The following is a 24,923-nucleotide window of genomic DNA, read 5'->3' as shown; positions in this document are numbered from 1 at the left end:
CCCCGCCGAAGGGTATCGGCGCCGCCCCGGCGACCGGAGGACAGCCTCACTTCTCCGGCAGCAGTCCCCGCGGGCTGAAGCGCAGCACCACCAGCAGGATCAGCCCCATGGTCAGCAGCCGCATATGCGCCGAGGAGGCGATCAGATGCGCCTTCAGCGCCGATCCGTCGGCCATGCCCGAGGTGACGAGGCCCATCAGCGCATTGCCCCAGGGTTCCACCTTGATCCAGAGGTACCAGACCAGCATGCCGCCCAGCATCGCGCCCCAGTTGTTGCCCGAGCCGCCGAGGATCACCATCACCCAGATCAGGAAGGTGAAGCGCAGCGGCGTATAGCTGCCCGGGGTCATCTGCCCGTCGAGCGTGATCATCATCGCGCCCGCCAGCCCGATCACCGCGCAACCTAGCACGAAGATCTGCAGGTGCCGGCGCTTCACGTCCTTGCCCATCGCCTCGGCTGCCGTCTCGTTGTCGCGGATGGCGCGCATCATCCGGCCCCAGGGCGAATTCAGCGCCCGCTCCAGCAGCCAGATCAGCGCCAGCAGCACCACGGCGAAAATCCCGGCATAGAGGATTTTCACCCAGACGGTCGAAGCGGTGACCGGATCGATCCCGAGGCTCGCCGCGCGGGCGACGAAGCTGGGGTCGTTCTGCAACGCGATCTCGTAGGGGACGGGGCGGGGGATGCCGATGACGTTCTTCACGCCCCGGTCCAGCCAGTCCTCGTTCTTCAGGATCGCCACGATGATCTCGCCGATCCCCAGCGTGGCGATGGCCAGATAGTCCGACCGCAGGCCAAGCGCCGTCTTCGCCACGATCCAGCCGGCGCCGGCGGCGAGGATCGCCCCCACCGGCCAGGACAGCAGCACCGGCAGGCCGAGCCCGCCGAGATAGCCCGCGGCGGCGGGGTTCACCGCCTCGATCGCCGCGACCGCGGGGTCGAAGAGCGCGCGATAGGCGAAGAAGCCCGCGACCAGCACGCCCGCGGTGGCAAGCCCGCGTGACCGGCCCTGCAGCCGCCGCCAGACCTGCACCGCCGCCGCCACCACGGCCACGGCGAAGACCAGCGCCAGCCCCATCCGCAGCCCGCCCGCGGCCCAGGCCTCGCGCACCGGGGGCATGGCGATCAGCACCGGGGCGAGCCCGCCCATGGCGACGAAGCCCACGACCCCGGTGTTGAAGAGGCCCGCATAGCCCCATTGCATGTTGACGCCGAGCGCCATCACCGCCGAGATCAGCCCCATGTTCAGGATGCCGAGCGCGGTGTTCCAGCCGCCCGTCAGCCCCTCCAGCAGGATCAGCGCGGCCATGCCGGCGAACAGCAGCGCCGTCCGTGCGCGCGAGGCCCCCGAGGTTGCGACCCGTCCGCTCATACCGATTTCCCCTTGAACAGGCCCGTGGGGCGGAACAGCAGCACCGCGATCAGGATCACGAAGCTGACCGCGAACTTGTATTCGGTGGACAGCAGCTGCAGCAGGCCGTCCGGTTCCCAGAAGGGCAGGACATAGCCTGCGACCTTCTTCCAGGCATAGGTGACGCCCACTTCGGAAAAGGCGATCAGGAAGCCGCCGGCGATGGCGCCGACCGGGTTGCCGAGGCCGCCGACGATGGCCGCCGCGAAGATCGGCAGCAGCAGCTGGAAGTAGTTGAAGGCCTTGAAGCTTTTGTCGAGGCCATAGAGCGTGCCGGCGATGGTGGCCAGCGCCGAGGCGATCAGCCAGGCATACATCACCACCCGTTCCGGGTTGATGCCCGACAACAGCGCCAGATCCTCGTTGTCGGAAAAGGCGCGCATCGACTTGCCGGTGCGGGTGCGGTTCAGGAACCAGAACAGCCAGACCACCACCACCAGCGCCGTGACCAGCGTGATCACCTGCGTGGACCGCAGGGCCAGCCCCTCGTCCAGCCCCGTCGCGTCGCGGAAGGCGCGGGCATTGACGATGAAGCGCGCCCCGTCGTCGAAGGCGATGTCCTCGACCCCGATGATGAAGCGCGTGAGCCCGTTCATCACGAACATCACCCCCATCGACACGATGACTAGGATCACCGGCGCGGCCTTTTGCCGGCGGTAGAAGCGATAGACGGCCCGGTCGGTGCCCAAGACCAGCGCCGCCGTCAGCCCGATGCCGAAGGGCAGGGCGAGCAGCGCCGTGGGCAGGGGGGCGATGCCGATGCCCGCGCCCTGCAGCGCCCAGGTGACGAGGATCACCATCGCGGTGCCGAAGGCCATGGTGTCGCCATGGGCGAAGTTGGAAAAGCGCAGGATGCCATAGATCAGCGTCACCCCGAGCGCGCCGAGCGCCAGTTGCGCGCCATAGGCCGCGGCGGGGATCAGCACGAAATTGGCCAGCGCGACGATCGCGTTCAGGATGTCCATCAGATGTCTTCCCGGCAGGCACCGTCGAAGGTGATGCCGACGGCGTCGCCATCGGCCCGCGCATGGATCGACAGGATCGCCGCGCCATCTTCGAAGACGGTGATGAAATAGGCCGCGTCATCCGCGGGTTCGGAGGCGAAGCTGACCTGACCGCTCAACGGGTCGAACCCGCCCAGCATCGGCAGTTCCACCTGGGCGTCGCGGAAGGTGGCCGCCGCGCCGTCGATTTCCAGCAGCGTGTCGTAATCTTCCTCGCCACAGCCGCCGCCGATGCAGGACCGGATGAAATGGCAGCGCAGCACATAGGCGGGGTCGGTGCTCATGTCCTGCGCCGTGGCGGGCGGGCCGGCCGCCGCGAACGAGGCGAGAAGTGCGATGATCGGGTGGCGCATCTCAGCCCCCCAGGAAGGTGCGGCGCACCTCGGGATCGGCGAGCAGCGCCGCGCCGGTATCGGCAAAGCGGTTGGCGCCCTGCACCAGCACATAGCCGCGGTCGGCGATTTCCAGCGCCTGCCGGGCGTTCTGTTCCACCATCAGGATGGAAATGCCGCTGCGTGCCACCTCGATGATCCGGTCGAACAGCTCGTCCATGACGATGGGCGACACGCCCGCCGTGGGTTCGTCCAGCATCAGCAGTTTCGGCTGGGTCATCAGCGCCCGGCCCACCGCGACCTGCTGGCGCTGGCCGCCGGACAGTTCGCCCGCGTTCTGGCGGCGCTTGTCGCGCAGGATCGGGAACAGCGCATAGACCTGTTCCATCGTCGCGCGGATGTCGTCGCGGCGCAGGAAGGCGCCCATTTCCAGGTTTTCCTCGACGCTCATCGTCGGGAAGACATTGGCGACCTGCGGCACGAACCCCATGCCCTTGGCCACCCGGGCCTGCGGCGACAGCGCGGTGATGTCCTCGCCGTCCAGCGTCACCCGCCCGGCCCGCAGCCGCAGCATCCCGAAGACCGCCTTCATCGCGGTGGACTTGCCCGCGCCGTTGGGGCCGACGATCACCGCGATCTGGCCGCGATCCACGGTCAGGGTGCAGTCGTGCAGGATGTCGGCCGCGCCATAGCCGCCGGTCATGCCCTCGGCGCTCAGATAGGGGGCGCTCATGCGCCGGCCCCCGCCGCGGTTTCTGCCGCCTTCACCTTGTTCTTCAGCCCGGTGCCCAGATAGGCCTCGATCACCGCCTCGTTTTCCATGATGTGGTCGGCCGGCCCCTCGGCCAGAACCTTGCCCTCGGCCATCACGATGACGGGGTCGCAGAGCCGGGCGATGAAATCCATGTCATGCTCGATCACGCAGAAGGTATAGCCGCGTTCGCGGTTCAGCCGCACGATCGCGTCGCCGATGGTGTTCAGCAGGGTGCGGTTCACCCCGGCGCCGACCTCGTCGAGGAAGACGATCTTCGCCTCGACCATCATCGTGCGGCCCAGTTCCAGCAGTTTCTTCTGCCCGCCGGACAGGTTGCCGGCCTTTTCCTCGGCCAGATGGCTTATGGTCAGGAAATCCAGCACCTCGTCCGCCTTGGCACGCAGCGCGGCCTCCTCCTCGCGGATCGCGGCGCGGCGGAAGAAGGCGTTCCACAGCGTCTCGCCCGACTGGCCGGCGGGGACCATCATCAGGTTCTCGCGCACGGTCATCGAGCTGAATTCATGGGCGATCTGGAAGGTGCGCAGCAGCCCCTTGTGGAACAGCTCATGCGGCGGCAGGCCGGTAATGTCCTCGCCATCCATCACCACCCGGCCCGAGGTCGGGGGAAGAACGCCCGCGATCACGTTGAACAGCGTGGATTTTCCGGCGCCGTTCGGCCCGATCAGCCCGGTGATCGAGCCCGTCTCGATCCGCAGGCTGGCGCCATCGACGGCCCGGAATCCGCCGAAATGCTTGTGAAGGTCGTCAACGACGATCATGCGATGAAGGAACCCCTGATTTTCGTGCGCTGCACGAAAGACGCCCGTTATCGGGCTTTATTATAAGGAAAAAGGCAGTCCGGGTGTCCCGGACTGCCCAAGCGCCATCCGCCGGTTCAGCGGTAGCCGACCTCGGTCAGCTTGCCGCCCGCGAACTCGATCTCGCGGTAGGAGCCGGCGCTTTCGCCCGCGCCGATCAGCTCGACCGAGGTGGCGCCGACATAGTCGATGTCGGTCCCCGCGGCGATCAGGTCCAGCGCCTTGCCCAGTTCGCCCGGAAGGATCGGCTCGCCGGGGCCGTTGGCGACCTCCATCACCTTTTCCTTGTAGGTCGCCGGGTCGGACGATCCCGCCGCCGCCATCGCCAGCATGATCAGCGCCGCCGCGTCATAGGATTCCGCCGCGAAGGAGGAGGTACCGTCGAAGCCCGCCTCGGTCGCCATGGCGAGGAAGGCGTCGCGGCCGGCGCCGGCCGAGGCCGGGTTCTGCCCGAAGGAGCCTTCGATCTCGGTGCCGAAGTTGGTTTCCAGCGCCGAGCCCACCATGCCGTCGGGGAAGACGAAGGTGTCGAAGGCGCCGGTGTCGAGCGCGCCGCGCAGGATGCCCGCGCCGCCCTGGTCGACATAGCCCGCGATCACCAGCGCGTCGCCGCCGGCCGAGGCCAGCGCGCCCACCTCGGCCGAATAGTCGGCCTTGCCGTCCTCGTGCGGGGTGTTGATGGTGACGGTGCCGCCGGCTTCGGTGAAGGCCGCGGCAAAGCTGTCCGCCAGGCCCTTGCCGTAGTCGTTGTTGGTATAGGTCACGGCGACGTTGTCGATGCCGCGGTCCATGATGATTTCCGTCATCACCACGCCCTGCCGCGCGTCCGAGGGCGAGGTGCGGAAGAACAGCCCGTTATCCTCCAGCGTCGACAGCGCGGGCGAGGTGGCCGAGGGCGAGATCATCACCACGCCGTTCGGCATCGCGACGTTCTGCAGCGTCGCCGTGGTCTCGCCCGAGCACATGCCGCCGACGATGCCCTTCACCCGGTCGGTGGTGACGATGCGTTCCACCGCGGCGGTGGCGGCGGCGGCATCGATGCAGGTCGAGTCGGCGCGGACCGGCACGAGGGTCGAGCCGTCCAGCAGCTTGCCGGATTCGGTTACCTCGGCCATCGCCATCTCGGCGGCCTCTGCCATCTGCGGTGCCATCGATTCCAGCGGGCCGGTGAACCCGACCGAGATGCCGAGCTTGATTTCCTCGGCACCCGCGACAGACGCGGCCACGAGCGAGGCGGCCGAGGCCAGAAGCAGCCTTTTCATTGGTGAACTCCCTTGTTGGATCATTGTCCTGCGGCGGATGCTAGTGCGCGGTCCTCCGCTTGTGAAGCGCATGTGCGGCGGAATCGGGCCTGTCCGCGTCACCTGCCCTGGGGTCAGGTCCCGGAGCGGCCCGGTTCAGATCGACAGGCGCTGCACCGCGGCAGGATGGCTGCCATGGCTGCCGCGTTCGCGGTAGGGCGTGGTGGAATAATGCGCGCGGTAGCATTTCGAGAAATGCGACGGGCTGGCAAAGCCGCAGGCCAGCGCCACGTTGATCACGCTCATGTCGGTCTGCATCAGCAGGTTGCGCGCCTTCTGCAGCCGCAATTCCATGTAATAGCGCTTGGGGCTGCGGTTCAGATAACGCCGGAACAGCCGTTCCAGCTGCCGCGTGCTCATCCCCACATCCTCGGCAAGGTCGGCGGGGCTGATCGGCTCCTCGATATTGGCCTCCATCATCTGGATGACCTGGCTCAGCTTCGGATGCCGCACGCCGATGCGGGTCGGGATCGACAGGCGCTGCGCGTCCTGGTCGGTGCGGATGGTGTTGTAGATCAGCTGGTCGGCCACGGTATTGGCCAGATCCTCGCCATGATCGGCGGCGATCAGCTTCAGCATCAGGTCGATGGTCGCGGTGCCGCCGGCGGTGGTGATGCGGTTGCCGTCGATGACGAAGACGGATTTCGTCAGCTTCACCTGCTCGAATTCCTCGAGGAAGCTGTCCTGGTTTTCCCAGTGGATCGTCGCGCGCTTGCCGTCGAGCAGGCCGGCCTTGGCCACCGACCAGGATCCGGTGCAGAGCCCGCCGATGGTCGCGCCGCGCCGCGCCTCGCGCCGCAGCCAGTTCAGCACGCCCCGGGTCGTCGCCTCTGCCACGTCGAGCCCGCCGCAGACGAAGACGGTGTCCTCGCGCTCGATCTCCTCGAGCCCCATGTCCAGACGGAAGGCCACGCCGTTGGAACAGATGGCCTCGGTCCCGCCTTCGCCCGCCAGCCGCCAGGAATAGAGCGGTTTGCCCGCCACCTGGTTGGCCAGCCGCAAGGGCTCGATCGCGCCGGCGAAGGCCAGCATCGTGAACCGGTCGAGCAGCAGGAAGACGAAGCGGCGCGGCTTCTGCCCCTCGGCGGGGGCGCGGGGATCCGATCCGCCGCCGGGGATCACGGCGCGCGGCGGCGGCGGCGAGAAGATGGGCGCGGTGCGCAGGGGATCGGCACTGCGCAGCTTGGGGTGGCTTGTCATGTCGGCGGACCGGGGCTCGCGCATTTTGCGACCTGAAGATGTCGTTACATGCACAGAAGCAGCATATTTCACCCGCCCGCAAGGGGCCGCTCATGCCCTTCGCGTGAACCGCCCCGGCGCCCGGCACGCCCATGCTGCCGATGCCCGGCCGGCGGGCGCCCTTCGGCGGGTTCTGCCGCAGGAACAGGCAGGCTTCGCCCCCCGGATGCCGCAGCGCGGCAGGGCGGGGAACTTTCGGTGCCGACCGTGCATTTGCCGTCGTCATTCTTCGATTTATTGGATCGGTCGTGTCGTCTTCAGAACGCTTTCATTTCCTCGATTCCGCCCGCGCGCTGTGCATGGTGCTGGGCATCCCCTACCACGCCGGGCTGATCTACCATCCGGGCATGAGCTGGCGGGCAGATTCGCCGCAGGACAGCATGGCCCTCGGCCTGCTGTCGCAGGCCTCCAGCAACTTCCGGATGCAGCTGTTCTTCATCATCGCCGGGTTCTTTTCCGCGATGATGATCGGCCGGCGGACGCCGGAGGCCTGGATGCGGCAGCGCATGCAACGGCTGTTGCTGCCCTTCGTCGCGGCCATGATTCTGATCATCCCCTTCCAGATCGCGGCCGAGGCTTTCCTGCAGCCCGGCGCGCCGCCCGGGACCCGGCCGGGCGAATTCCTGTATCAGCTGCGCCAGCCCTGGTGGAACTGGGGCCATCTGTGGTTTCTGCTCACGCTGTTCTGGCTGAGCCTCGGCTTTGCCACGGCCACGATGGCGCTGCAGGCGACGGGCTGGCGGCTGCCGCCAGCGCGCGGGCTGCCCCGGCTGCCGCGTCTTGTGGCGCTGGCGGTGCTGGTCGTGGCGGTCACGCTGTGGTCGCAGGACTGGATGCTGCTGCGCGACCGGTTCGGCCTGCCGGTGAAGACGGCGATGGGCTTCGTCTATGTCGAGGCGATCGTGCTGTATCTGCCGTTCTTCGCGCTCGGCGTCTGGTTCTGGCTCGACCGCGCCGCGCTTGAGGGTTTCGCCACGCTGTCGCCGCCGGTCCTGCTGCTCGCGGCGGCCGCCCTCGGCCTGTCGCTGCATGCCGCGGCGACGCAGGAGGGGCGGCTCGCCTGGCTGTTCCAGCCGGCGGCGGCGATCCTCGTCTCGGCGGTGGTGCTGGGCCTGCTGCGGCGGGTGTCGGACAACGAGAACCGGACGGTGCGGCGGCTGGTCGATGCCTCCTTCACCATCTACCTCGTGCACCAGCCGCTGGTGGTGATCCTCGGCAGCCTGTTCCTGTGGCTGGCCCTGCCGCCGGCCGCCGAGTACCTCGTCATCATCGCCGGCACCTTCCTTCTGTCCTGGGCGCTGGCACAGGCGGTCGCGGCCCGGCCCTGGCTTCAGTTCCTGCTGAACGGTGCCGCACGCCGCCGGCCGGCGAGAGAGCCCGCGCCCCCTGCCGCGCGGGCGACCTGACCGGCGCGCTGCGGCGCGGCGCGTTGCGGGGCTAGGCAGGGCAGGGGACCGGCGTTATAAGCCCGCCGTTACCGCTGACGGGAGAGCCGACATGACCAAGGGCTGGAGCAAGGCCGACTGGCGCGCCAAACCGCGGGTGCAGATGCCTGACTATCCGGATCAGGCCGCGCTGCATGCCGTCGAGGCGCAGCTTGCGAAATATCCGCCGCTGGTCTTTGCGGGCGAGGCGCGCAAGCTGCGCACGCAGCTGGCCGAGGTCGCGGCCGGACGGGCCTTCCTGTTGCAGGGCGGGGACTGCGCCGAAAGCTTCGCCGAATTCTCGGCCGACAACATCCGCGACACCTTCAAGGTGATGCTGCAGATGGCGGTGGTGCTGACCTGGGGCGCGAAGCTGCCGGTGATCAAGGTCGGCCGCGTCGCCGGTCAGTTCGCCAAGCCGCGCTCGGCCCCGACCGAGGTGATGGACGGGGTGGAACTGCCCAGCTATCGCGGCGACATCATCAACGGCTTCGACTTCACCGAGGCGGCGCGGGTGCCGGACCCGGCGCGGATGCTGCAGGCCTATACCCAGGCCGCGGCCAGCCTGAACCTGCTGCGCGCCTTCTCGACCGGCGGCTATGCCGACATTCACCGGGTCCAAAGCTGGATCGCGGGCTTCACCGAAGAACCCGCCTCGGCCCGCTACAAGGACGTGGCGACGCGGATCCAGGACGCGATGGACTTCATGACCGCGGCGGGGGTGACCTCGGAAACCGCGCATGAACTGGGCGCCGTCGATTTCTACACCAGCCACGAGGCGCTGCTGCTGGAATACGAAGAGGCGCTGGCGCGGATCGATTCGACCACCGGCCTGCCGGTGGCGGGATCGGGCCACATGATCTGGATCGGCGACCGCACCCGGCAACCCGATGGCGCGCATGTGGAATTCTGCCGCGGCGTGCAGAACCCGATCGGGCTGAAATGCGGGCCCTCGACCACGGCCGAGGATCTGAAGGTGCTGATGGCGCGGCTGAACCCGGGCAACGAGCCGGGCCGCCTGACGCTGATCGCGCGCTTCGGCGCGGGCAAGGTGGGCGATCACCTGCCGCGGCTGATCCGCGCCGTGCAGGAAGAAGGCGCGCAGGTCGTCTGGTCCTGCGACCCGATGCACGGCAACACGATCAAGTCGGCCTCGGGCTACAAGACCCGGCCCTTCGAAAGCGTGCTGCGCGAGGTGCGCGAGTTCTTCGCGATCCACAAGGCCGAGGGCACGATCCCCGGCGGCGTGCATTTCGAGATGACGGGCCGCGACGTGACCGAATGCACCGGCGGGGTGCGGGCCGTCACCGACGAGGATCTGTCGGACCGCTATCACACCGCCTGCGATCCGCGGCTGAACGCCAGCCAGTCGCTGGAACTGGCCTTCCTCGTGGCCGAGGAGCTGAACGCGCGCCGCAGCGCGAATCGGCGGGCCGCCGGGTTCTGATTGCCCCGGGGGCGGCGCCTCAGCCGCCCTCGTCGGTCTTCACCAGCCGGATCATCGCGCGCCGCGCCTCGGGCGTCGCGGGCAGAAACGCGGCCGGCGGATCGGCCAACCCCGGCATCGGCCAGGCCGGCTGCGTTGCCGGGGCCCGACCGCCGGGCAGGGTTTCGCAGCGGGCAGCAGCGATGGCAAAACGGCGGGGCGGGCGGCCGACGCCGCCTTCCGCCGTCCCGCCTTCCGCAGCGAGACAGCCGAGGATCCGGCTGACATCGCCGAGATCGCTGCGCAGGGGCAACAGCAGCATCGCCGCCTGCAAGGGCGGACGGCCGAAGCCGGTATCGGCGACAAGATCCAGCACCGCCGTGCCCGGGTCCGCGCAGACCGCCTCGATCCGGGCCATTGCCGGCGCGCGCGCCGGGGCGGTGAAGAAGGTGGTCAGCGGCATCCCTCGCACATCCATGCCCATCAGGTCCGTCAGACACTGGCCGGCCAGCCGGAAGCGCGCGATGCCCGGCGCGACCCGTTCGGCCAGGAAGGCGCAATCGAGCGCGCCCTCGATCCCGCGGGGATTGACCTCGGCCCGGCCCGGCATGTCGCGGCTGCCGCGCAGGGCTTCCCAATAGGCGCGGATCTCCTCGATCTGGCGGCAGCGGCGCATCTTCCTTGCTCTCCCGGCGAGCGCGCCCGTCGATTGCAGGCGCGATCTGCCTTTGTTAACCGTGGGCCGCGAATGGTTACGAGACTGTTAACGTTACGCGGATGTTAACATAGCCGCGCCGGCCCGCCCGGAGGAGAGGAAAGGACGCGGATGGTTAAGGCCACGGCAGAGGCGACCGGGCTGCGGTCGATGACGGGCTTTGCCGCCGCGCGCGGCACCGGGCCGGGCGGCGCGGCCTGGACCTGGGACCTGCGGTCGGTCAACGGCAAGGGGCTGGACCTGCGGCTGCGGCTGCCCGAGGGCATCGACGGGCTGGAGGCGGCGCTGCGGTCCCGGCTGGGCCAGCGCATCGCCCGCGGCTCGGTGACGCTGAACCTGCGGCTGACGCGCGGCGCGGCGGGCGAGGGGTCGCGGCTGAACCCCGCCGGGCTGACCGCCGCGCTGGCGGCGCTGGCCGAGGTCGAGGCGGCGCTGCGGCGGCAGGGGTTGATCCCGGCGCCGATCAGCGCGGCGGCCGTCCTGTCCCTGCGCGGCGTCACCGACACGGGCGGCGAGGCCGATCCGCAACCGGGCGAGGATACGGCGCTGGTCGCGGCGATCCTGGCCGATCTCGACCCGCTGCTCGACGCCTTCGATGCCAGCCGCGCCGCCGAGGGGCGGGCGCTGGCGGCGCTGGTGGGCGCGCAGATCGACCGGATCGCGGCCCTGGCCACCGCCGCGCGCGACATGGGCCAGGCCCGGCGCGACGATGCCGCGCAGGCGCTGGCGGCGGCGCTGGCACGGATCACCGCCCTGACCGGGACCGAGATGCCTGACCCCGCCCGCATCGCGCAGGAACTGGCGCTGCTGGCGGTCAAATCCGACGTGACCGAGGAACTGGACCGGCTGGACGCGCATGTCGCCGCCGCCCGGGCGCTCATGGTCGCCGAGGGGCCGGTGGGGCGCCGCTTCGACTTCCTGATGCAGGAATTCATCCGCGAGGCCAACACGCTCTGTTCCAAGTCGGGCCATGCCGGGCTGACGGCGATCGGGCTTGACCTGAAACATGTCATCGACCAGATGCGCGAGCAGGTGCAGAACGTGGAATGACCATGGCCCCCAGCGATGCCGATCCCGCCCCGACCGCCGTTGCATCGCAGCCCGTTCCGGGCGGCCCGCAGCGCAAGGGGCTGCTGCTGATCCTGTCCTCGCCCTCGGGTGCGGGCAAGTCGACGCTGTCGCGGCGGCTGATGACCTGGGACCCGACGCTGGCCTTCTCGGTCTCGGCCACTACCCGGCCGCCGCGGCCGGGCGAGGTGGACGGCCGGCACTACCATTTCCGCAGCCGCCCCGAATTCGAGGCGATGGTGGCGGCGGGCGAGATGCTGGAACATGCCGAGGTTTTCGGCAATCTCTACGGCTCGCCGCGCGCGCCGGTGGAACAGGCGATGGCCGCCGGGCGCGACACGCTGTTCGACGTCGACTGGCAGGGCGGGCAGCAGATCCGCTCCTCCGCGCTCGGCCGCGATGTGGTGTCGGTCTTCATCCTGCCGCCCTCGATCGCGGAACTGGAAACCCGGCTGCGGGGCAGGGGCCAGGACAGCGAGGCGGTTATCGCCGCGCGCATGGCGAAAAGCCGTGACGAGATCAGCCATTGGGCCGAATATGACTATGTCGTCGTCAATCGCGACGCCGATGCCGCGGAGGAGGAGCTGCGCACGATCCTGAGGGCCGAACGGGCGCGACGCGACCGGCAGCCCTGGCTCGGCGAGTTCGTGCGCGGCCTGAACAGGGAGTTCGAGGGCCTGACATGATTTATGCGCTGGAAGGGATCGTGCCCGACATCGCCGCCGACGCCTGGGTGGCGCCGGATGCCAATGTCATCGGCCGGGTGGTGCTGGAACCCGGTGCCAGCATCTGGTTCGGCTGCACCCTGCGCGGCGACAACGAAGAGATGCGGATCGGGCAGGGCACCAATCTGCAGGAACATGTCGTCTGCCATTCCGACATCGGCTTTCCCCTGACCGTGGGACCCGACTGCACCATCGGCCACAAGGCGATGCTGCACGGCTGCACCATCGGCGCGGGCACGCTGGTGGGCATGGGCGCCACGATTCTGAACGGCGCGCGGATCGGCCGCGGCTGCCTGATCGGAGCGGGCGCATTGGTGACCGAGGGCAAGGAGATCCCGGATTTCAGCCTGGTGATGGGCGCGCCGGGCAAGGTGGTGCGGCAGCTGGACGAGGCGGCGCAGGCCCGGCTGATGGCCTCGGCCGCGCATTACCGGGCCAATGCCGCCCGCTTCCGCGCCGGGCTCGCGCGTATCGACTGACGAGGCCGGCCGGGCGCGATTGCCTTTCGCCCGACCATCGCCCATGGTCGCGCCGCGACGGCCTTGCGCCTGTCGGATGCGGGAGGGCGCGGCGTGAATTCGGATCTGGTGTCATCGCTTCTGGCCGGGGTGCCGCTGCCGCTGATGATCGTGGGGCCGGACGAGCGGATCCGCTCGACCAATGCCGCGGCGCAACGGCTGTTCGGCGAGGGGATCGAGGGCAGGGCAGTACTGACCGTGATCCGCCAGCCGGCGCTGCTGGACGCGATGGAGGCGACGCTGCGCGACGGCCAGGTGAATCGCGCCCGCTTCCTCGTCACCGGGACGCAGGACACGATCTATCGCGTCACCGCCTCGCCGGTGCAGTCCGAGCAGGCGCATGGCGCGCTGCTGGCCTTCGAGGATGTGACCGATCTGGAAAAGGCCGAGGAGATGCGCCGCGATTTCGTGGCCAATGTCAGCCACGAGCTGCGCACGCCGCTGACCGCGCTGCTGGGGTTCATCGAGACGCTGAAGGGCGCCGCCCGCGACGATGCGGCGGCACGCGAGCGGTTCCTGACGATCATGGAACGCGAGGCCGGCCGGATGAACCGGCTGGTGCGCGACCTGCTGTCGCTGAGCCGGGTCGAGGCCGAGGAACGGATGCGCCCGGGCGAGCGCATCGACATGAGCGCCGTGGTCCGCGGCGCCATCGCGGCGCTGAAGCCGGTGGCAGAGGCGGCGAAGGTCGAGATCGAGCTGACCGGAGCGGACCAGCCGATCCTGCTTCTGGCCGATCCCGACCAGATGATGCAGGTCTTTTCCAACCTGATCGAGAATGCGGTGAAATACGGCGGCGGCGGCCGGCATGTCACCGTCGCCATCGCCCGCGAGCCGCGCGAGATCGGCCTGCGCGGCCCTGCGGTGCGGTTCGAGGTGATCGACCGCGGCGAGGGGATCGAGGCGGTGCACCTGCCGCGGCTGACCGAACGCTTCTACCGGGTCGACGCGCATCGCAGCCGCGAAAAGGGCGGCACCGGGCTCGGCCTCGCCATCGTCAAGCATATCGTCAACCGCCATCGCGGCCGGCTGAAGATCGAAAGCGAAAAGGGCAAGGGCAGCAAGTTCACCGTGCTGCTGCCCGAGAACTGAAGCGGCGGGGCTGCGGCGGTCTGCCGCTTGCAACCCTGACCGGATTGCTCAACAAACGGGGCAGGGCGACCCGGCCGGGGAAACCGGCCATGCCCGGTTCCGGAGTGTCCCATGCGCCGTCTGCGCCTGTCCGATCTTGTCCTGCCCGGTTTCGTCCTGCCCGATCCCGTTGCGGCCGGTATGGGCGGCCTGGTGCTGGCAGGCTGTCTGGCGGTGGCACTGCCCGCCGGCGGCGCGGACGGGGCGCGGACCGGGCCGGCGCTGGCCTATCCCACGGCCGAGGATCTGGGGCGGGCGCTGTTCTTCGATCCGATCCTGTCGCTGAACCGCACCCAGTCCTGCGCCACCTGCCACGATCCGGGCGCGGGCTATGCCGACCCGCGCGAGACGGTGGCCGGCCATGCCCTCAGCCTGGGCGATGACGGCGCCTCTCTCGGCGACCGCAACGCGCCGGGGATCGCCTATGCCCGGTTCTCGCCGCCGTTCCACCGGGCCGAGGACGGCACCTTCGCCGGCGGACAGTTCTGGGACGGGCGGGCGGCCGACCTTGCCGAACAGGCCGGGGGGCCGCCGCTGAACCCGCTGGAAATGGCGATGCCGGACAGCGCGGCGGTGGTGGCCCGGCTGGCGGAGGATGCCGATTACGCGGCCGCGTTCCGCGCGCTCTATGGCGCCGGCATCCTCGACGATCCGGCGGCGGCCTATGTCGCGCTCGGCAATGCCATCGCGGCCTATGAGGGCACGGCGGACTTTGCGCCCTTCGACAGCAAATACGACCGCTGGCTGCGCGGCGAGTACCAGATGACGCGCAACGAGGAGCTGGGCCGGGTGCTGTTCTTCTCGGACCAGTTCACCAACTGCAACCGCTGCCATCAGCTGCGGCAAAGCCCGGTGGCGGCGGACGAGACCTTCAGCAATTACGAGTTCCACAATATCGGCGTGCCCGCCAACGCGGCGGCGCGGGCGGCGAACGGGGTGACGCTGCCGGATCTGGGCCTCGCGCAGAACCCGGCGGCGGAGGGCGACCCCGCGGCGCTGGAGGGCCGGTTCAAGGTGCCGGGCCTGCGCAATGTCGCGGTGACCGGACCCTATATGCATAACGGCGTCTTCGCGGACCTGCGGACGGTCGTGCTGTTCTACAACAACTACAACAGCAAGAACCCGGACCGGCTGATCAACCCCGAGACCGGCAGCCCTTGGGCCGCGCCCGAGGTGGATCGCAACCTGTCGCTGGAGGATCTGGAACACGGGCCGGCGCTGGACGACCGGCGGGTGGATGCCATCGTGGCCTTCCTGAACACGCTGACCGACGCGCGCTACGAGGACATGATCCCGGAATAGGCGGCCCGGCACGGCCGCCGGTTCGGTCTGTCCGTAATACTTATAATCGGTATTATGTAACTTAAGCGGATCGCCAGCCCGTGCCGCCCCGCATCACGGGAAGTTTTCCGCCGCACCGTCGACAGGATGCGAAAGCTCTGGCAAGGCTCGGGCATGGCACCGATCCGCACGCTATTCCTGACGCTGCTGCTTGCGCTGGCCCTGCCTTGGGGCGCCTATGCCGGCGGCCACGGCACCGCGCCGCCCGTCGAGGTTGCGGTCGAGGCCGCGCTGTCGGATGTACCGGATCATCTGCCGGCCCGGGTCCAGCCCGTGCCGCGCTGTCGCGGCCCGATGCTGCCGGGGTCGTCCTGTCACCATGACATGGCGCCCGTCGCGGCGACCGCCGGGTCCCGACACCCGCCATCCGGCCCGTCGTGGCAACGGCCGCAGGATGCGGCGCTGCCCGCGGGCCTTGCGCCGAAGCCGCCCCTGACGCCGCCCAGATCTGCCTGATCCCGCCGCGTGTCACACCACAAGATCAGGACATACCGAATGCTTACCAGACGTTCCTTCGCCGCGATGTCGGCCGTTTCCGCCATTGCCGCCTGTTCGCGCGATCCGCTCGACATCACCAGCCGCAGCGTCGTGCCGCCCAGCCGGATTCCGCCGCTGCCCCCGCATTACGGCGCGATCCCGGATGAGCCCTATCCGGTGCCCGCCGTGCCCGAAGGCGTGGTGCCGGAACGGCTGTGGCGGCAGCAGGTGACGAACCCCTGGCCGGACCTGACCGAGGGGATGATCGTCGTCGATCCCTCGGCCGGGCATCTGTATCTGGTCGAGGATGCGGCCACCGCGCTGCGCTATGGCGTCGGCACCGGCGCGGCGGCCTTTGCCTGGAATGGCGATGCCCGGCTGCAGTTCCGCCGCAAATGGCCGCGCTGGAACCCGCCGGACGAGATGGTGGCCCGCGACCCCTCGCTGGAGCCCTATTCCATCGCCAATGGCGGCATGGATCCGGGACCGGGCAACCCGCTCGGCGCCCGCGCGCTCTATCTGTTCCAGAACGGCGAGGATACGCTCTATCGCATCCACGGCGCGTGCGAGCCCCAATATCTGGGCAAGGCAGTATCCTCCGGCTGTATCCGCATGCTGGATCAGGACGTGATCGACCTCTACGAGCGGGTGCGCGACGGGGTGCCGGTCCGGGTGCTGGCGCCCGCGGAAAGCTATGGGGGCCGGGTGTACTGAGGCCCGCATCCCCGGCTTCGCGCCCCCCGGCGGACTGGACCGGCGGGGCGCTTCGGGCTATGCCGCTGGCATCCGTTCCGAAAGGCCCGCCCATGAGTTCCGACCGCAGCCTTGATCGGCGCATCCGCATCGCGCCCTCGATCCTCTCCGCCGATTTCGCCAATTTCGGCGCCGAATGCCGCGCGATCGAGGCGCAGGGCGCGGATTGGGTGCATGTCGACGTGATGGACGGGCATTTCGTGCCGAACCTGACCTTCGGCCCGGCGATGTGCGCGGCGATCCGGCCGCATATCCGCGGCACGATGGACGTGCATCTGATGATTGCGCCGGTCGATCCTTATATCGAGGCCTTCGCCAAGGCCGGCGCCGACGTCATCACCGCGCATATCGAGGCCGGACCGCACATTCACCGCACCCTGCAAGCCATCCGCGCAACAGGGAAAAAGGCGGGGCTGGCGCTGAACCCCGGGACGGGTATCGACGCGGTCGCGCATCTGATCGACATGGTGGACCTGATCTGCGTGATGACGGTCAATCCCGGCTTCGGCGGGCAGAAGTTCATCGCCAGCCAGATCGGCAAGATCCGCGCCCTGCGCGCGCTGATCGGCGACCGGCCGGTGCATATCGAGATCGACGGCGGCGTGACGGTCGACACCGCGCCGCTGGTCACTGCCGCCGGGGCGGATGTGCTGGTGGCGGGCTCGGCGGTGTTTTCCGGCGGTTCGGTGGACGCGCCCGAGGTCTACGGCCGCAACATCGCCGCGATCCGGGCTGCGGCCGAGGCTGCGGCGACAGCGGAGCTTTCCACCGCAAGCCATTGAAAGGAGGCTGTCATGGCGGTTTCGCCCCCGATCTGCGACTTCGGCTGGAAGGCACCCGCCTTCACCCTGCCTGGTACCGACGGCACCGACTGGAGCCTCGAGCGCATCGCCGGCCCGCGCGGCACGCTGATCCTGTTCATCTGCAACCACTGCCCCTATGTGCTGCGGGTGATCGACCGGATCGCGGCCGATGCGCGCCTGCTGCAGGCCGAAGGCATCGGCATTGCCGCGATCTGCGCCAATGACGCGCAGGCCTATCCCGAGGATTCCTTCCCCCGGATGCGGGATTTCGCCCGCGACCATGACCTCCCTTTCCTCTATCTGCATGACGAAAGCCAGCAGGTGGCGCGGGCCTGGGGCGCGGCCTGCACGCCGGATTTCTTCGGCTTCGACGCGACGCTGGGCCTGCAATATCGCGGCCGGCTCGATTCCGCCGGGCGGGATCCGCGCGGGCCGGACACAAGGCTGGACCTTGTCGAGGCGATGCGCACCATCGCCGCCACCGGCAAGGGACCGGCCGAACAGGTGCCGTCGATGGGCTGCTCGATCAAGTGGAAGGCCGCGTGACGACGGGCGGCGCGATCGTCTTCGACCTCGACGGCACGCTGGTGGACAGCGCCCCCGACATCCATGCCGCGGTCAACGAGGTCCTGGCGGAGGACAGGTTGCCGCCCCTGCCGCTCGACCAGGTAAAGTCCTTCATCGGCAACGGGATGCGGGTTCTTCTTGCAAAGTCGCTTGCGGCGCATGGCCTGCCGGCGGAGGGCGACGGGCTCGACCGCGCCATCGACCGCTTCGCGCCGGTCTATTCCGCCTCTGTCACCCGCACCCTGCCTTACCCGGGCGTGCCCGAGGCGCTGGACATCCTCGCGGTCCGGCACCCCCTCGCGCTCTGCACCAACAAGCCGATGGCCGCGACGCGATCCCTGCTGGCGCATCTGGGTTGGGGCGCGCGCTTTGCCGCCATCGTCGCCGGCGACTCGCTGCCCGCGCGCAAACCCGATCCCGCGCCGCTGTCGCAGGCGGTGGCGCGGGCGGGCGGCGGCCCCGCGCTCTATGTCGGCGACAGCGAGGTGGATGCCGAAACCGCGCGCGCCGCCGGCCTGCCCTTCCTGCTGTTCGAGGGCGGCTATCGCCACCGCAGCGTGGCGGACCTCGCCCCCGCCGCCAGTTTCACCCGCTTCGCCGCCCTGCCCGACCTTGTCGCCGACATCTGCGCCCGGCATCTGCCACCGGCGGAGGGCTGACCGCGATTGCGGTTGCGGTGCGGCCCGGCAGATGCAACAGATCGCCAAACGCATCTGTCGACCGCCGCGCGCCGCGCGGCCGCGAATGAGGACCGCCGATGGATATTCGCCCCGTCGTGCCCGGCTTTGCCGCCGCGCCGCAACTGCAGCCCGAGGATATGGCCGCCGTCGCCGCGCAGGGCTTCCGCACGGTGATCTGCAACCGTCCCGATGACGAACAGCCCGGCCAGCCCGACCGCGCCTCGATGGAGGCCGCCGCCCGGGCCGCGGGGATGGAATACCGCTTCCTGCCCATCGCGCAGGGCTTTCCGCCCGCGATGATCGAGGGGATGCGTGCCGCGCTCGACGACTGCCCCGGCCCGGTGCTGGCCTATTGCCGGTCGGGCACGCGGTCGACCTTTCTCTGGGCGCTGGCCGAGGCCGGTCACCGCCCGGCGGAAGAGATCGTCGCCGCCGCCGCCGGGGCCGGCTATGACCTGGCGCCGATCCGCGGCGCGCTCGGCGGCTAGCCCTACCAGCGCCCGCTCAGCGCCACGGCCAGCAGCCGGCCGCGCCGCGCGAATTCCGACAGGGCGAGCCGCCCCTCCGGCACCCGCTCCGGCGCGCGCATCGCCTGCCGCAGCAGCGGCCCCGCCTGCCAGGCCGGCAGGATCGCGGGCAGCGCCGCATCCGGCACCAGCCCCCGCCGCGCCCGCGCCCGGTCCAGCCGCGCCAGCCCGTCACGGGCCAGCCGCGCGATGCCCTGCGGCGTCGGGTCGGGCAGCGGCGCCCTGCCCCGCGCCCGCAGTTCCGCCGTGGCCCGCAGCAGCGCCGCCAGCCCCTGCGCCGCGCCGATATCGCGCAGCACCGGCCCCGCCCGCGCGTCCGGCATCAGCGCCTGCCCCGCCGCCGCCATCAACCCGCCCGCCGTCGCGTCGAGATAGGCCCAGAGGTCGGCCTCGTCCGCGAAGGGCGCGTCCCAGCAATCCCACCGCCGCGCCTCGGCCGCCGCGATCAGCGGTGCCACGTCGAGCCCGCGCGCCGCGATCAGCCGGGCGAGCGGCCCGGCCACCTCATGCGCCAGCGGCTCGGCGCCCGCCCCCATCCCGGCCAGCCGGTCGATCCACCATTGCAGCCGCATCTCGGCGATCATCGGCTGGCTCGCCGTCCAGGGCGCGCGGGCGATCTCGAGGTTGAAGGCATAGACCGGCCACAGCAGCGGCCGCGCCGCCGCCGGGGCGGCCATGGTCGCGGCGAAGCGGTCGGGATCCCCCGCCTCGACCAGCCGGGCGCAGGCGGCGATGTCGTCTTGCATCAGGCCGCCACCATCCCCGGCGCCGCCCCGTCGCGCACCAGCTTCCAGTTGACCGCATCGACCAGCGCCTCGAAGCTGGCATCGACGATGTTGGGGCTGACGCCCACGGTCGACCAGCGATGCCCCGCCGCATCCTCGCTGTCGATGATGACGCGGGTGACGGCCTCGATGCCGCCCTGGGTGATCCGGACCTTGAAATCCACCAGCTTCATGTCGTCGATCAGCGCCTGATAGGGGCCGAGGTCCTTGGCCAGCGCCCGCCACAGCGCGTTGACCGGCCCCCGGTCGCTGCCGGCGGCGTCGAGGCTTTCGCTGACCGACAGCATCCGCGCGCCGCCGATGCGGACGACCACCACCCCTTCCGACAGGGTCTGGCCGCCGCGCCGCTCGATGCTGACGCGATAGCGTTCCACCTCGAAGAAGGCGGGCAGCAGCCCCAGTTCCCGCCGCGCCACCAGCTCGAAACTGGCCTGCGCGCCGTCATGGGCATAGCCGCGATCCTCGCGCGCCTTCACCACCTGCAGGATGGTGCCGAGCCGCGGGTCATCGGCCGCCACCGCGATCCCCGCCGCCGCCAGCCGGGCGCGCAGGTTCGACTGGCCCGCCTGGTTCGACATCGGGATCACCCGCTCGTTGCCCACCGAGGCCGGATCGACATGTTCATAGGTCGCCGGGTCCTTCAGGATCGCCGAGGCATGCAGCCCCGCCTTGTGCGCGAAGGCCGAGGCACCGACATAGGGCGCCTGCCGCAGCGGCACCCGGTTCAGGATCTCGTCCAGCATCCGGCTGATCCGGACCAGCCCCGGCAGCCGGTCGCGCGGCACGCCCGTCTCGAACCGGCTGGCATAGGGTTCCTTCAGCAGCAGCGTCGGGATCAGCGTCGTCAGGTTGGCATTGCCGCAGCGCTCGCCCAGACCGTTCAGCGTGCCCTGGATCTGCCGCGCGCCCGCATCCACGGCGGCCAGCGACCCCGCCACCGCCGTGCCGGTATCGTCATGGCAATGGATGCCCAGCCTCTCGCCCGGGATGCCCGCCGCGATCACCTCGGCGGTGATGCGGCCGATCTCGGCCGGCAGGGTGCCGCCATTGGTGTCGCAAAGGACGATCCAGCGCGCGCCGGCATCCAGCGCCGCCCGCAGACAATCGAGCGCATGGGCCCGGTTCGCCCGCCAGCCGTCGAAGAAATGTTCCGCATCGAACAGCGCCTCGCGCCCCCCTGCCACGACATGCGCGATCGAGGCGGCGATGTTCTCGACATTCTCGGCCAGCGTGATGCCGAGCGCGGTTTCCACATGGAAATCGTGGGTCTTGCCGACGAGGCAGACGGCCGGCGTGCCCGCGTTCAGCACCGCCGCCAGCACATCGTCATTCGCCGCCGACCGCCCCGCCCGCTTGGTCATGCCGAAGGCCGCGAAAACCGCCCGCGTCATGGGCCGGGCGGCGAAGAAGTCGCTGTCGGTCGGGTTCGCCCCGGGCCAGCCGCCCTCGATATGGTCGATCCCCAGATCGTCCAGCGCCCGCGCGATGCGCGTCTTCTCGGCCACCGAGAACTGAACGCCCTGCGTCTGCTGCCCGTCGCGCAGCGTGGTGTCGTAAAGCCAGAGGCGCTCGCGGGTCATGCCGCATCCCTCGCATCTTGTGTTCGCCCATAGCCTCGGGAGGAGGCGCGATCCGTGCCGCCCGACCCGCCCGGTCCGCCCGCGGAGCGGGCACTGCCCTCTGTTGCGCGACAGGTCATTTCAGCGCCTCCAGCTTGGAAGGGTCGAAGCCGGGACCGGGCAACAGCTCGACCCCCGCCTTCGACATCCGCACCTCGACCCCCGCCGCAGTCAACGCGGCCTTCAGCGCATCGACGGCGGAGAAGTTTTTGCTGCTGGTGGCCTCTGCCCTGAGCTGGACCATCCGGACTTCTAGGTCGACAAGCAATTCAGGCTTGGTCGATGGCGCCCTTGATCGGACAATTCCCATCGTCTCATCATGCTGGATTGCGCGTGCCCATGCCTCGGGATGACCTTTTAGATCGAAACCTAGCAGTCTTTGCGATGCGTAAATGTCGGGGATGATGTCGATCAGATCGAGCTCACGATAAGCCAATTGCAGCGTTGATCGGTCCAACGCATGCAGCGCCCCATGCGTATTCATGTCGTCGGCCAGTGCATCGACAACGGAATTGAGCGGCTTACCCTCTTCTAGACCCGTTAGGAATTCGGTGCCGCGCATGCCCAGCATCCCTGCCATCTTCCTGATGGCTTTCGATGCCTCAAGTTGCTTTTTCTCCGTCCAGTCCATCGGCTTGCCGTAGTGCGTGGACAGGAACACGAAGCGGATCACCTCGCCCGGCACGCCCCGGTCCAGCAGGTCGCGGACGGTGAAGAAATTGCCGAGCGATTTCGACATCTTCTTGCCCTCGACCAGCAGCATCTCGTTATGCATCCAGACCCGGGCGAAGCCGCCTTCGGGATGGGCGCAGCAGCTTTGCGCGATCTCGTTCTCGTGGTGGGGAAATTGCAGGTCGATGCCGCCGCCGTGGATGTCGAAGCTGTCGCCCAGCAATTCATGCGACATCGCCGAGCATTCGATATGCCAGCCGGGCCGCCCCCGGCCCCAGGGGCTGTCCCAGCCGGGCAGGCTCGCATCCGAGGGCTTCCACAGCACGAAATCCATCGGGTCTTCCTTGAAGGGCGCGACCTCGACCCGGGCGCCCGCGATCATGTCGTCGACGCTGCGCCCCGACAGCGCGCCATAGTCGCGATAGCTGCGGACGCGGAACAGCACATGCCCTTCGGCCGCATAGGCATGGCCGCGCTCGATCAGGATGCCGATCATCGCGATCATCTGGCCGATGAAGTCGGTGGCGCGGGGTTCCGCCGTGGGCGGCAGCGCGCCGAGCGCGGCCATGTCCGCGTGATACCAGCCGATGGTTTCCTCGGTCCGGGCGCGGATCAGCTCCTCGAGCGAGCCCCCGGCCCCCGCCGCCTTGCGCGCCTGCGCCGCGGCGTTGATCTTGTCGTCCACGTCGGTGAAGTTGCGGACATAGCGCACATGGTCCGGCCCGTAGACATGGCGCAGCAGCCGGAACAGCATGTCGAACACCACCACCGGCCGGGCATTGCCCAGATGGGCGCGGTCATAGACGGTGGGTCCGCAGACATACATCCGCACATCCGATGCGTCGATCGGCGTGAAGACCTCCTTGCGGCGGGTGCGGCTGTTGGTCAGCCTGATCTCGACCATGATCCCTCCTTGGCCTCGCGGGCTGCTCGCGGCCTGCGCCTGTCGCGGGGGTCGGGTCGATGGCGTGGATACCGGACGCACCGCCTGACGCCCGCCAAAGGCGGGTCAGCCGGTAATGCAGCAGATGCGGGCGATGCGCTGGCGCGGTTCCATGGGCAGGGCATAGCGCGGCGCGGCCCGGCTGCCAAGCCTCTTGCTTGCGCCAAGGCGGGCGGCGGGCCAGACTGCCGCCATGACCCGCGACCCGCATCCCGACGACCTGCGCCCCATCGTCAACGCGATCTGCGCCACCTTTCCGGGGGCCGAGGTCTCGGACCCCTGGGGCGGCGGCCATGACGCCTGGAAGGTCGGGGGCAAGATGTTCGCCAGCGTCGGCGCGGTGCAGACCGGCGTGTCCGTCAAGACCGACAGCGCCGAGACGGCGGCGCATCTGATCGACATGGGGCTGGCCGTCCGCGCCCCCTATTTCCACCGGTCCTGGGTGCATCTGCCGGCGGGCACCGCGGAGGACGAGTTGCGCCACCGCCTCGCCGCCTCTTACCGGATCATCCGCGCGGGACTGCCGAAGAAGGTGCAGGCGGGGCTCGCGGCCTTCGACTGAAGCGGGTCCGGGATTGTGCCCGTCACATCGCCGCCCTTGCCCCCGCCGCCCGTTCCCGCTTCCCTGCGGCAAACGGACAGGAGCGACCCATGACCGCCACCCCCCGGACCCTCCCGACCGCCCCCCGCATCGCCGACCGCATCGGCCGCCTGTCGGGCGGGGGCGGCGATGGCTGGGCGATCTACTACCGCACCCGCGATCTGGAGGCGGCGGGGGTGCCGGTGCTGAACCTGACCATCGGCGAACATGACGTGAAGACCGATCCCGCGATCCTCGACGCGATGGACCGGGCCGCGAAGGGCGGGCTGACCGGCTATACCTTCGGCCCCGGCCTGCCCGAACTGCGCCGCGCCATCGCCGACCGGGTGACGGCGCGGACCGGCGTGGCGACGCGGCCCGAGAATGTGGTGGTGACGGCGGGCGGACAGGCCGCGCTCTTTGCGGCGCATATGGCGCTGCTCGACCCGGGCAATGCCGGGATCTACTGCGCGCCCTTCTATCCGACCTATCCCGGCACGATCCGCGCCGGCGGGGCCGAGGCGGTGGCAGTGCCCACCCGCTCGTCCCAGGCCTTCCAGCCGCAGCCCGACGCGATCCTCGCCGCCGCCGGCCCCCGGGCGCGGACGCTGCTGATCAACACCCCCAACAATCCCACCGGCGTCGTCTATGCCCCCGGCACGCTGGAAGGCATCGGCGGCGCGGTACGCGAGGCGGGGCTGTGGCTGATCTCGGACGAGGTCTACGACACCCAGGTCTGGCAGGGTCGGCACCTGAGCCCGCGCGCCCTGCCCGGCCTCACCGACCGCACCGTCGTCATCGGCTCGATGTCGAAAAGCCATGCGATGACCGGCTCGCGGCTCGGCTGGATCGTGGCCCCGGTCGAGATCGCCCGCGCGGTCGAGGCGCTGGCCACCGTCACCACCTATGGCGTCGTGCCCTATATCCAGGCGGCGTCGATCTTCGCGCTCGGCCTCGGGCCCGACTTCGAGGAACGGGTCGGCGCCCCCTTCCGCCGCCGCCGCGACATTGCGTTGCGGCTGGTCGAGGGCTCGCCCGCGATCCGCGCGATCCCGGCCGAGGGCGCGATGTATGTAATGCTCGACATCCGCGCCACCGGCCTCAGCGGCGACACCTTCGCCGCCCGCCTGCTGGAGGAGGAGCGGATCGCGGTGATGCCCGGCGAAAGTTTCGGCGCACCGGCGGCGGGGCATCTGCGGGTGGCGATGACCATCCCGGATGAGGCCGTGGCCGAGGCCGTCACCCGCCTGCGCCGCTTTGCCGAGGCGCGGCTGGCCGAACGCGCGGCCTGAGATGCGGCCGGGGGTGCG

26 protein-coding genes are annotated in these 24,923 nt (G+C 69.8%); 15 read left to right on the top strand and 11 right to left on the bottom strand.

Features of this window, described 5'->3' with window-relative positions; genetic code table 11:
* Positions 1-46: 46 nt before the first annotated feature.
* From EEY80_RS10690 to EEY80_RS10660, 7 genes are all read right to left on the bottom strand, one after another.
* Entirely contained in the window at positions 47-1,372 is a 1,326-nt protein-coding gene (locus EEY80_RS10690) for a branched-chain amino acid ABC transporter permease (protein ID WP_126976558.1), read from the bottom strand.
* On the bottom strand, positions 1,369-2,376 hold the full coding sequence (locus tag EEY80_RS10685; RefSeq protein WP_126976557.1) for a branched-chain amino acid ABC transporter permease: 1,008 nt from the start codon (positions 2,374-2,376) through the stop codon (positions 1,369-1,371). Before EEY80_RS10685 ends, EEY80_RS10690 begins: the two co-directional genes overlap by 4 nt.
* Complete coding sequence (locus EEY80_RS10680; RefSeq protein ID WP_126976556.1) at positions 2,376-2,768, bottom strand: hypothetical protein; 393 nt, start codon at positions 2,766-2,768, stop codon at positions 2,376-2,378. Before EEY80_RS10680 ends, EEY80_RS10685 begins: the two co-directional genes overlap by 1 nt.
* 1 nt (position 2,769) lies before the next feature.
* Positions 2,770-3,480 (bottom strand): ABC transporter ATP-binding protein, encoded by a 711-nt coding sequence (locus EEY80_RS10675; RefSeq protein WP_126976555.1) that lies wholly within the window; start codon positions 3,478-3,480, stop codon positions 2,770-2,772.
* On the bottom strand, positions 3,477-4,280 hold the full coding sequence (locus EEY80_RS10670) for an ABC transporter ATP-binding protein (RefSeq protein ID WP_126976554.1): 804 nt from the start codon (positions 4,278-4,280) through the stop codon (positions 3,477-3,479). Before EEY80_RS10670 ends, EEY80_RS10675 begins: the two co-directional genes overlap by 4 nt.
* Before the next feature lie 116 nt (positions 4,281-4,396).
* On the bottom strand, positions 4,397-5,581 hold the full coding sequence (locus tag EEY80_RS10665) for an ABC transporter substrate-binding protein (protein WP_126976553.1): 1,185 nt from the start codon (positions 5,579-5,581) through the stop codon (positions 4,397-4,399).
* 135 nt (positions 5,582-5,716) lie between these two features.
* Entirely contained in the window at positions 5,717-6,652 is a 936-nt protein-coding gene (locus EEY80_RS10660; protein ID WP_235829800.1) for a GlxA family transcriptional regulator, read from the bottom strand.
* Between the two features lie 455 nt (positions 6,653-7,107).
* On the opposite strand from EEY80_RS10660, the gene EEY80_RS10655 reads away from it, so the two are divergent.
* Together EEY80_RS10655 and EEY80_RS10650 are read left to right on the top strand one after the other, a co-directional pair.
* The gene (locus tag EEY80_RS10655; protein ID WP_164738221.1) at positions 7,108-8,265 is read left to right on the top strand and encodes an acyltransferase family protein; all 1,158 of its coding nucleotides are present in this window, start codon (positions 7,108-7,110) and stop codon (positions 8,263-8,265) included.
* A gap of 91 nt (positions 8,266-8,356) precedes the next feature.
* On the top strand, positions 8,357-9,730 hold the full coding sequence (locus EEY80_RS10650; protein ID WP_126976550.1) for a class II 3-deoxy-7-phosphoheptulonate synthase: 1,374 nt from the start codon (positions 8,357-8,359) through the stop codon (positions 9,728-9,730).
* A gap of 19 nt (positions 9,731-9,749) precedes the next feature.
* Here the strand turns inward: EEY80_RS10650 and EEY80_RS10645 are convergent, their stop codons facing one another.
* Positions 9,750-10,385, bottom strand: a complete 636-nt coding sequence (locus EEY80_RS10645; protein ID WP_126976549.1) for a PAS domain-containing protein — start codon at positions 10,383-10,385, stop codon at positions 9,750-9,752.
* A 150-nt stretch (positions 10,386-10,535) separates the two neighbouring features.
* On the opposite strand from EEY80_RS10645, the gene EEY80_RS10640 reads away from it, so the two are divergent.
* From EEY80_RS10640 to EEY80_RS10590, 11 genes are all read left to right on the top strand, one after another.
* Positions 10,536-11,474 (top strand): YicC/YloC family endoribonuclease, encoded by a 939-nt coding sequence (locus EEY80_RS10640; RefSeq protein ID WP_235829794.1) that lies wholly within the window; start codon positions 10,536-10,538, stop codon positions 11,472-11,474.
* Positions 11,471-12,178, top strand: coding sequence for a guanylate kinase (gene gmk, locus EEY80_RS10635; protein ID WP_235829793.1), 708 nt, complete (start codon positions 11,471-11,473; stop codon positions 12,176-12,178). Before EEY80_RS10640 ends, gmk begins: the two co-directional genes overlap by 4 nt.
* Entirely contained in the window at positions 12,175-12,696 is a 522-nt protein-coding gene (locus tag EEY80_RS10630) for a gamma carbonic anhydrase family protein (protein WP_126976548.1), read from the top strand. Before gmk ends, EEY80_RS10630 begins: the two co-directional genes overlap by 4 nt.
* A gap of 93 nt (positions 12,697-12,789) precedes the next feature.
* A complete protein-coding gene (locus EEY80_RS10625; RefSeq protein ID WP_328590522.1) occupies positions 12,790-13,827 on the top strand; it encodes an ATP-binding protein in 1,038 nt (345 codons plus the stop codon).
* Between the two features lie 111 nt (positions 13,828-13,938).
* Entirely contained in the window at positions 13,939-15,168 is a 1,230-nt protein-coding gene (locus EEY80_RS10620; RefSeq protein ID WP_235829792.1) for a cytochrome-c peroxidase, read from the top strand.
* A 153-nt stretch (positions 15,169-15,321) separates the two neighbouring features.
* The gene (locus EEY80_RS10615; RefSeq protein WP_126976547.1) at positions 15,322-15,663 is read left to right on the top strand and encodes a hypothetical protein; all 342 of its coding nucleotides are present in this window, start codon (positions 15,322-15,324) and stop codon (positions 15,661-15,663) included.
* 39 nt (positions 15,664-15,702) lie between these two features.
* Entirely contained in the window at positions 15,703-16,398 is a 696-nt protein-coding gene (locus EEY80_RS10610; RefSeq protein WP_126976546.1) for a L,D-transpeptidase, read from the top strand.
* Positions 16,399-16,490: 92 nt separating this feature from the next.
* Positions 16,491-17,219 carry a ribulose-phosphate 3-epimerase gene (gene rpe / locus EEY80_RS10605; protein ID WP_126976545.1) on the top strand — a complete coding sequence of 243 codons (729 nt, stop codon included), beginning with the start codon at positions 16,491-16,493 and terminating at the stop codon, positions 17,217-17,219.
* Between the two features lie 12 nt (positions 17,220-17,231).
* Complete coding sequence (locus EEY80_RS10600; protein ID WP_126976544.1) at positions 17,232-17,786, top strand: thioredoxin family protein; 555 nt, start codon at positions 17,232-17,234, stop codon at positions 17,784-17,786.
* Complete coding sequence (gph, locus tag EEY80_RS10595; RefSeq protein ID WP_126976543.1) at positions 17,783-18,466, top strand: phosphoglycolate phosphatase; 684 nt, start codon at positions 17,783-17,785, stop codon at positions 18,464-18,466. The genes EEY80_RS10600 and gph overlap by 4 nt, the downstream gene beginning before the upstream one ends.
* A gap of 98 nt (positions 18,467-18,564) precedes the next feature.
* Positions 18,565-18,975 (top strand): TIGR01244 family sulfur transferase, encoded by a 411-nt coding sequence (locus EEY80_RS10590; protein ID WP_126976542.1) that lies wholly within the window; start codon positions 18,565-18,567, stop codon positions 18,973-18,975.
* 2 nt (positions 18,976-18,977) lie between these two features.
* Here EEY80_RS10590 and EEY80_RS10585 read toward each other — a convergent pair whose 3' ends face one another.
* The 3 genes from EEY80_RS10585 to cysS all read right to left on the bottom strand — a co-directional run bounded on the left by EEY80_RS10585 (position 18,978) and on the right by cysS (position 22,994).
* On the bottom strand, positions 18,978-19,760 hold the full coding sequence (locus tag EEY80_RS10585) for a squalene/phytoene synthase family protein (protein WP_126976541.1): 783 nt from the start codon (positions 19,758-19,760) through the stop codon (positions 18,978-18,980).
* Positions 19,760-21,379: a citramalate synthase gene (cimA, locus tag EEY80_RS10580; RefSeq protein WP_126976540.1), complete on the bottom strand. Its 1,620-nt coding sequence runs from the start codon at positions 21,377-21,379 to the stop codon at positions 19,760-19,762. Before cimA ends, EEY80_RS10585 begins: the two co-directional genes overlap by 1 nt.
* A 115-nt stretch (positions 21,380-21,494) precedes the next feature.
* The gene (gene cysS, locus EEY80_RS10575) at positions 21,495-22,994 is read right to left on the bottom strand and encodes a cysteine--tRNA ligase (RefSeq protein ID WP_126976539.1); all 1,500 of its coding nucleotides are present in this window, start codon (positions 22,992-22,994) and stop codon (positions 21,495-21,497) included.
* 232 nt (positions 22,995-23,226) lie between these two features.
* Between cysS and EEY80_RS10570 the strand changes: the two genes are divergently transcribed.
* A complete protein-coding gene (locus EEY80_RS10570) occupies positions 23,227-23,595 on the top strand; it encodes an MmcQ/YjbR family DNA-binding protein (RefSeq protein ID WP_126976538.1) in 369 nt (122 codons plus the stop codon).
* Between the two features lie 89 nt (positions 23,596-23,684).
* A complete protein-coding gene (locus tag EEY80_RS10565) occupies positions 23,685-24,905 on the top strand; it encodes a pyridoxal phosphate-dependent aminotransferase (protein WP_126976537.1) in 1,221 nt (406 codons plus the stop codon).
* Positions 24,906-24,923: the final 18 nt, after the last annotated feature.

Origin of the sequence: Frigidibacter oleivorans, assembly GCF_003993775.1 — a bacterium.
Classification (GTDB): Bacteria; Pseudomonadota; Alphaproteobacteria; order Rhodobacterales; family Rhodobacteraceae; genus Frigidibacter; species Frigidibacter oleivorans.
This window is presented reverse-complemented; position numbering and strand designations above follow the sequence as displayed.

Excerpts from the sequence above, each read along its gene's own strand:
- EEY80_RS10690 (WP_126976558.1), bottom strand. The coding sequence starts at position 1,372 with ATGAGCGGACGGGTCGCAACCTCGGGGGCCTCGCGCGCACGGACGGCG.
- EEY80_RS10685 (WP_126976557.1), bottom strand. The coding sequence starts at position 2,376 with ATGGACATCCTGAACGCGATCGTCGCGCTGGCCAATTTCGTGCTGATC.
- EEY80_RS10680 (WP_126976556.1), bottom strand. The coding sequence starts at position 2,768 with ATGCGCCACCCGATCATCGCACTTCTCGCCTCGTTCGCGGCGGCCGGC.
- EEY80_RS10675 (WP_126976555.1), bottom strand. The coding sequence starts at position 3,480 with ATGAGCGCCCCCTATCTGAGCGCCGAGGGCATGACCGGCGGCTATGGC.
- EEY80_RS10670 (WP_126976554.1), bottom strand. The coding sequence starts at position 4,280 with ATGATCGTCGTTGACGACCTTCACAAGCATTTCGGCGGATTCCGGGCC.
- EEY80_RS10665 (WP_126976553.1), bottom strand. The coding sequence starts at position 5,581 with ATGAAAAGGCTGCTTCTGGCCTCGGCCGCCTCGCTCGTGGCCGCGTCT.
- EEY80_RS10660 (WP_235829800.1), bottom strand. The coding sequence starts at position 6,652 with ATGCTGGCCTTCGCCGGCGCGATCGAGCCCTTGCGGCTGGCCAACCAG.
- EEY80_RS10650 (WP_126976550.1), top strand. The coding sequence starts at position 8,357 with ATGACCAAGGGCTGGAGCAAGGCCGACTGGCGCGCCAAACCGCGGGTG.
- EEY80_RS10645 (WP_126976549.1), bottom strand. The coding sequence starts at position 10,385 with ATGCGCCGCTGCCGCCAGATCGAGGAGATCCGCGCCTATTGGGAAGCC.
- EEY80_RS10640 (WP_235829794.1), top strand. The coding sequence starts at position 10,536 with ATGGTTAAGGCCACGGCAGAGGCGACCGGGCTGCGGTCGATGACGGGC.
- gmk (WP_235829793.1), top strand. The coding sequence starts at position 11,471 with ATGACCATGGCCCCCAGCGATGCCGATCCCGCCCCGACCGCCGTTGCA.
- EEY80_RS10630 (WP_126976548.1), top strand. The coding sequence starts at position 12,175 with ATGATTTATGCGCTGGAAGGGATCGTGCCCGACATCGCCGCCGACGCC.
- EEY80_RS10620 (WP_235829792.1), top strand. The coding sequence starts at position 13,939 with ATGCGCCGTCTGCGCCTGTCCGATCTTGTCCTGCCCGGTTTCGTCCTG.
- EEY80_RS10615 (WP_126976547.1), top strand. The coding sequence starts at position 15,322 with ATGGCACCGATCCGCACGCTATTCCTGACGCTGCTGCTTGCGCTGGCC.
- EEY80_RS10610 (WP_126976546.1), top strand. The coding sequence starts at position 15,703 with ATGCTTACCAGACGTTCCTTCGCCGCGATGTCGGCCGTTTCCGCCATT.
- rpe (WP_126976545.1), top strand. The coding sequence starts at position 16,491 with ATGAGTTCCGACCGCAGCCTTGATCGGCGCATCCGCATCGCGCCCTCG.
- EEY80_RS10600 (WP_126976544.1), top strand. The coding sequence starts at position 17,232 with ATGGCGGTTTCGCCCCCGATCTGCGACTTCGGCTGGAAGGCACCCGCC.
- EEY80_RS10590 (WP_126976542.1), top strand. The coding sequence starts at position 18,565 with ATGGATATTCGCCCCGTCGTGCCCGGCTTTGCCGCCGCGCCGCAACTG.
- EEY80_RS10585 (WP_126976541.1), bottom strand. The coding sequence starts at position 19,760 with ATGCAAGACGACATCGCCGCCTGCGCCCGGCTGGTCGAGGCGGGGGAT.
- cimA (WP_126976540.1), bottom strand. The coding sequence starts at position 21,379 with ATGACCCGCGAGCGCCTCTGGCTTTACGACACCACGCTGCGCGACGGG.
- cysS (WP_126976539.1), bottom strand. The coding sequence starts at position 22,994 with ATGGTCGAGATCAGGCTGACCAACAGCCGCACCCGCCGCAAGGAGGTC.
- EEY80_RS10570 (WP_126976538.1), top strand. The coding sequence starts at position 23,227 with ATGACCCGCGACCCGCATCCCGACGACCTGCGCCCCATCGTCAACGCG.
- EEY80_RS10565 (WP_126976537.1), top strand. The coding sequence starts at position 23,685 with ATGACCGCCACCCCCCGGACCCTCCCGACCGCCCCCCGCATCGCCGAC.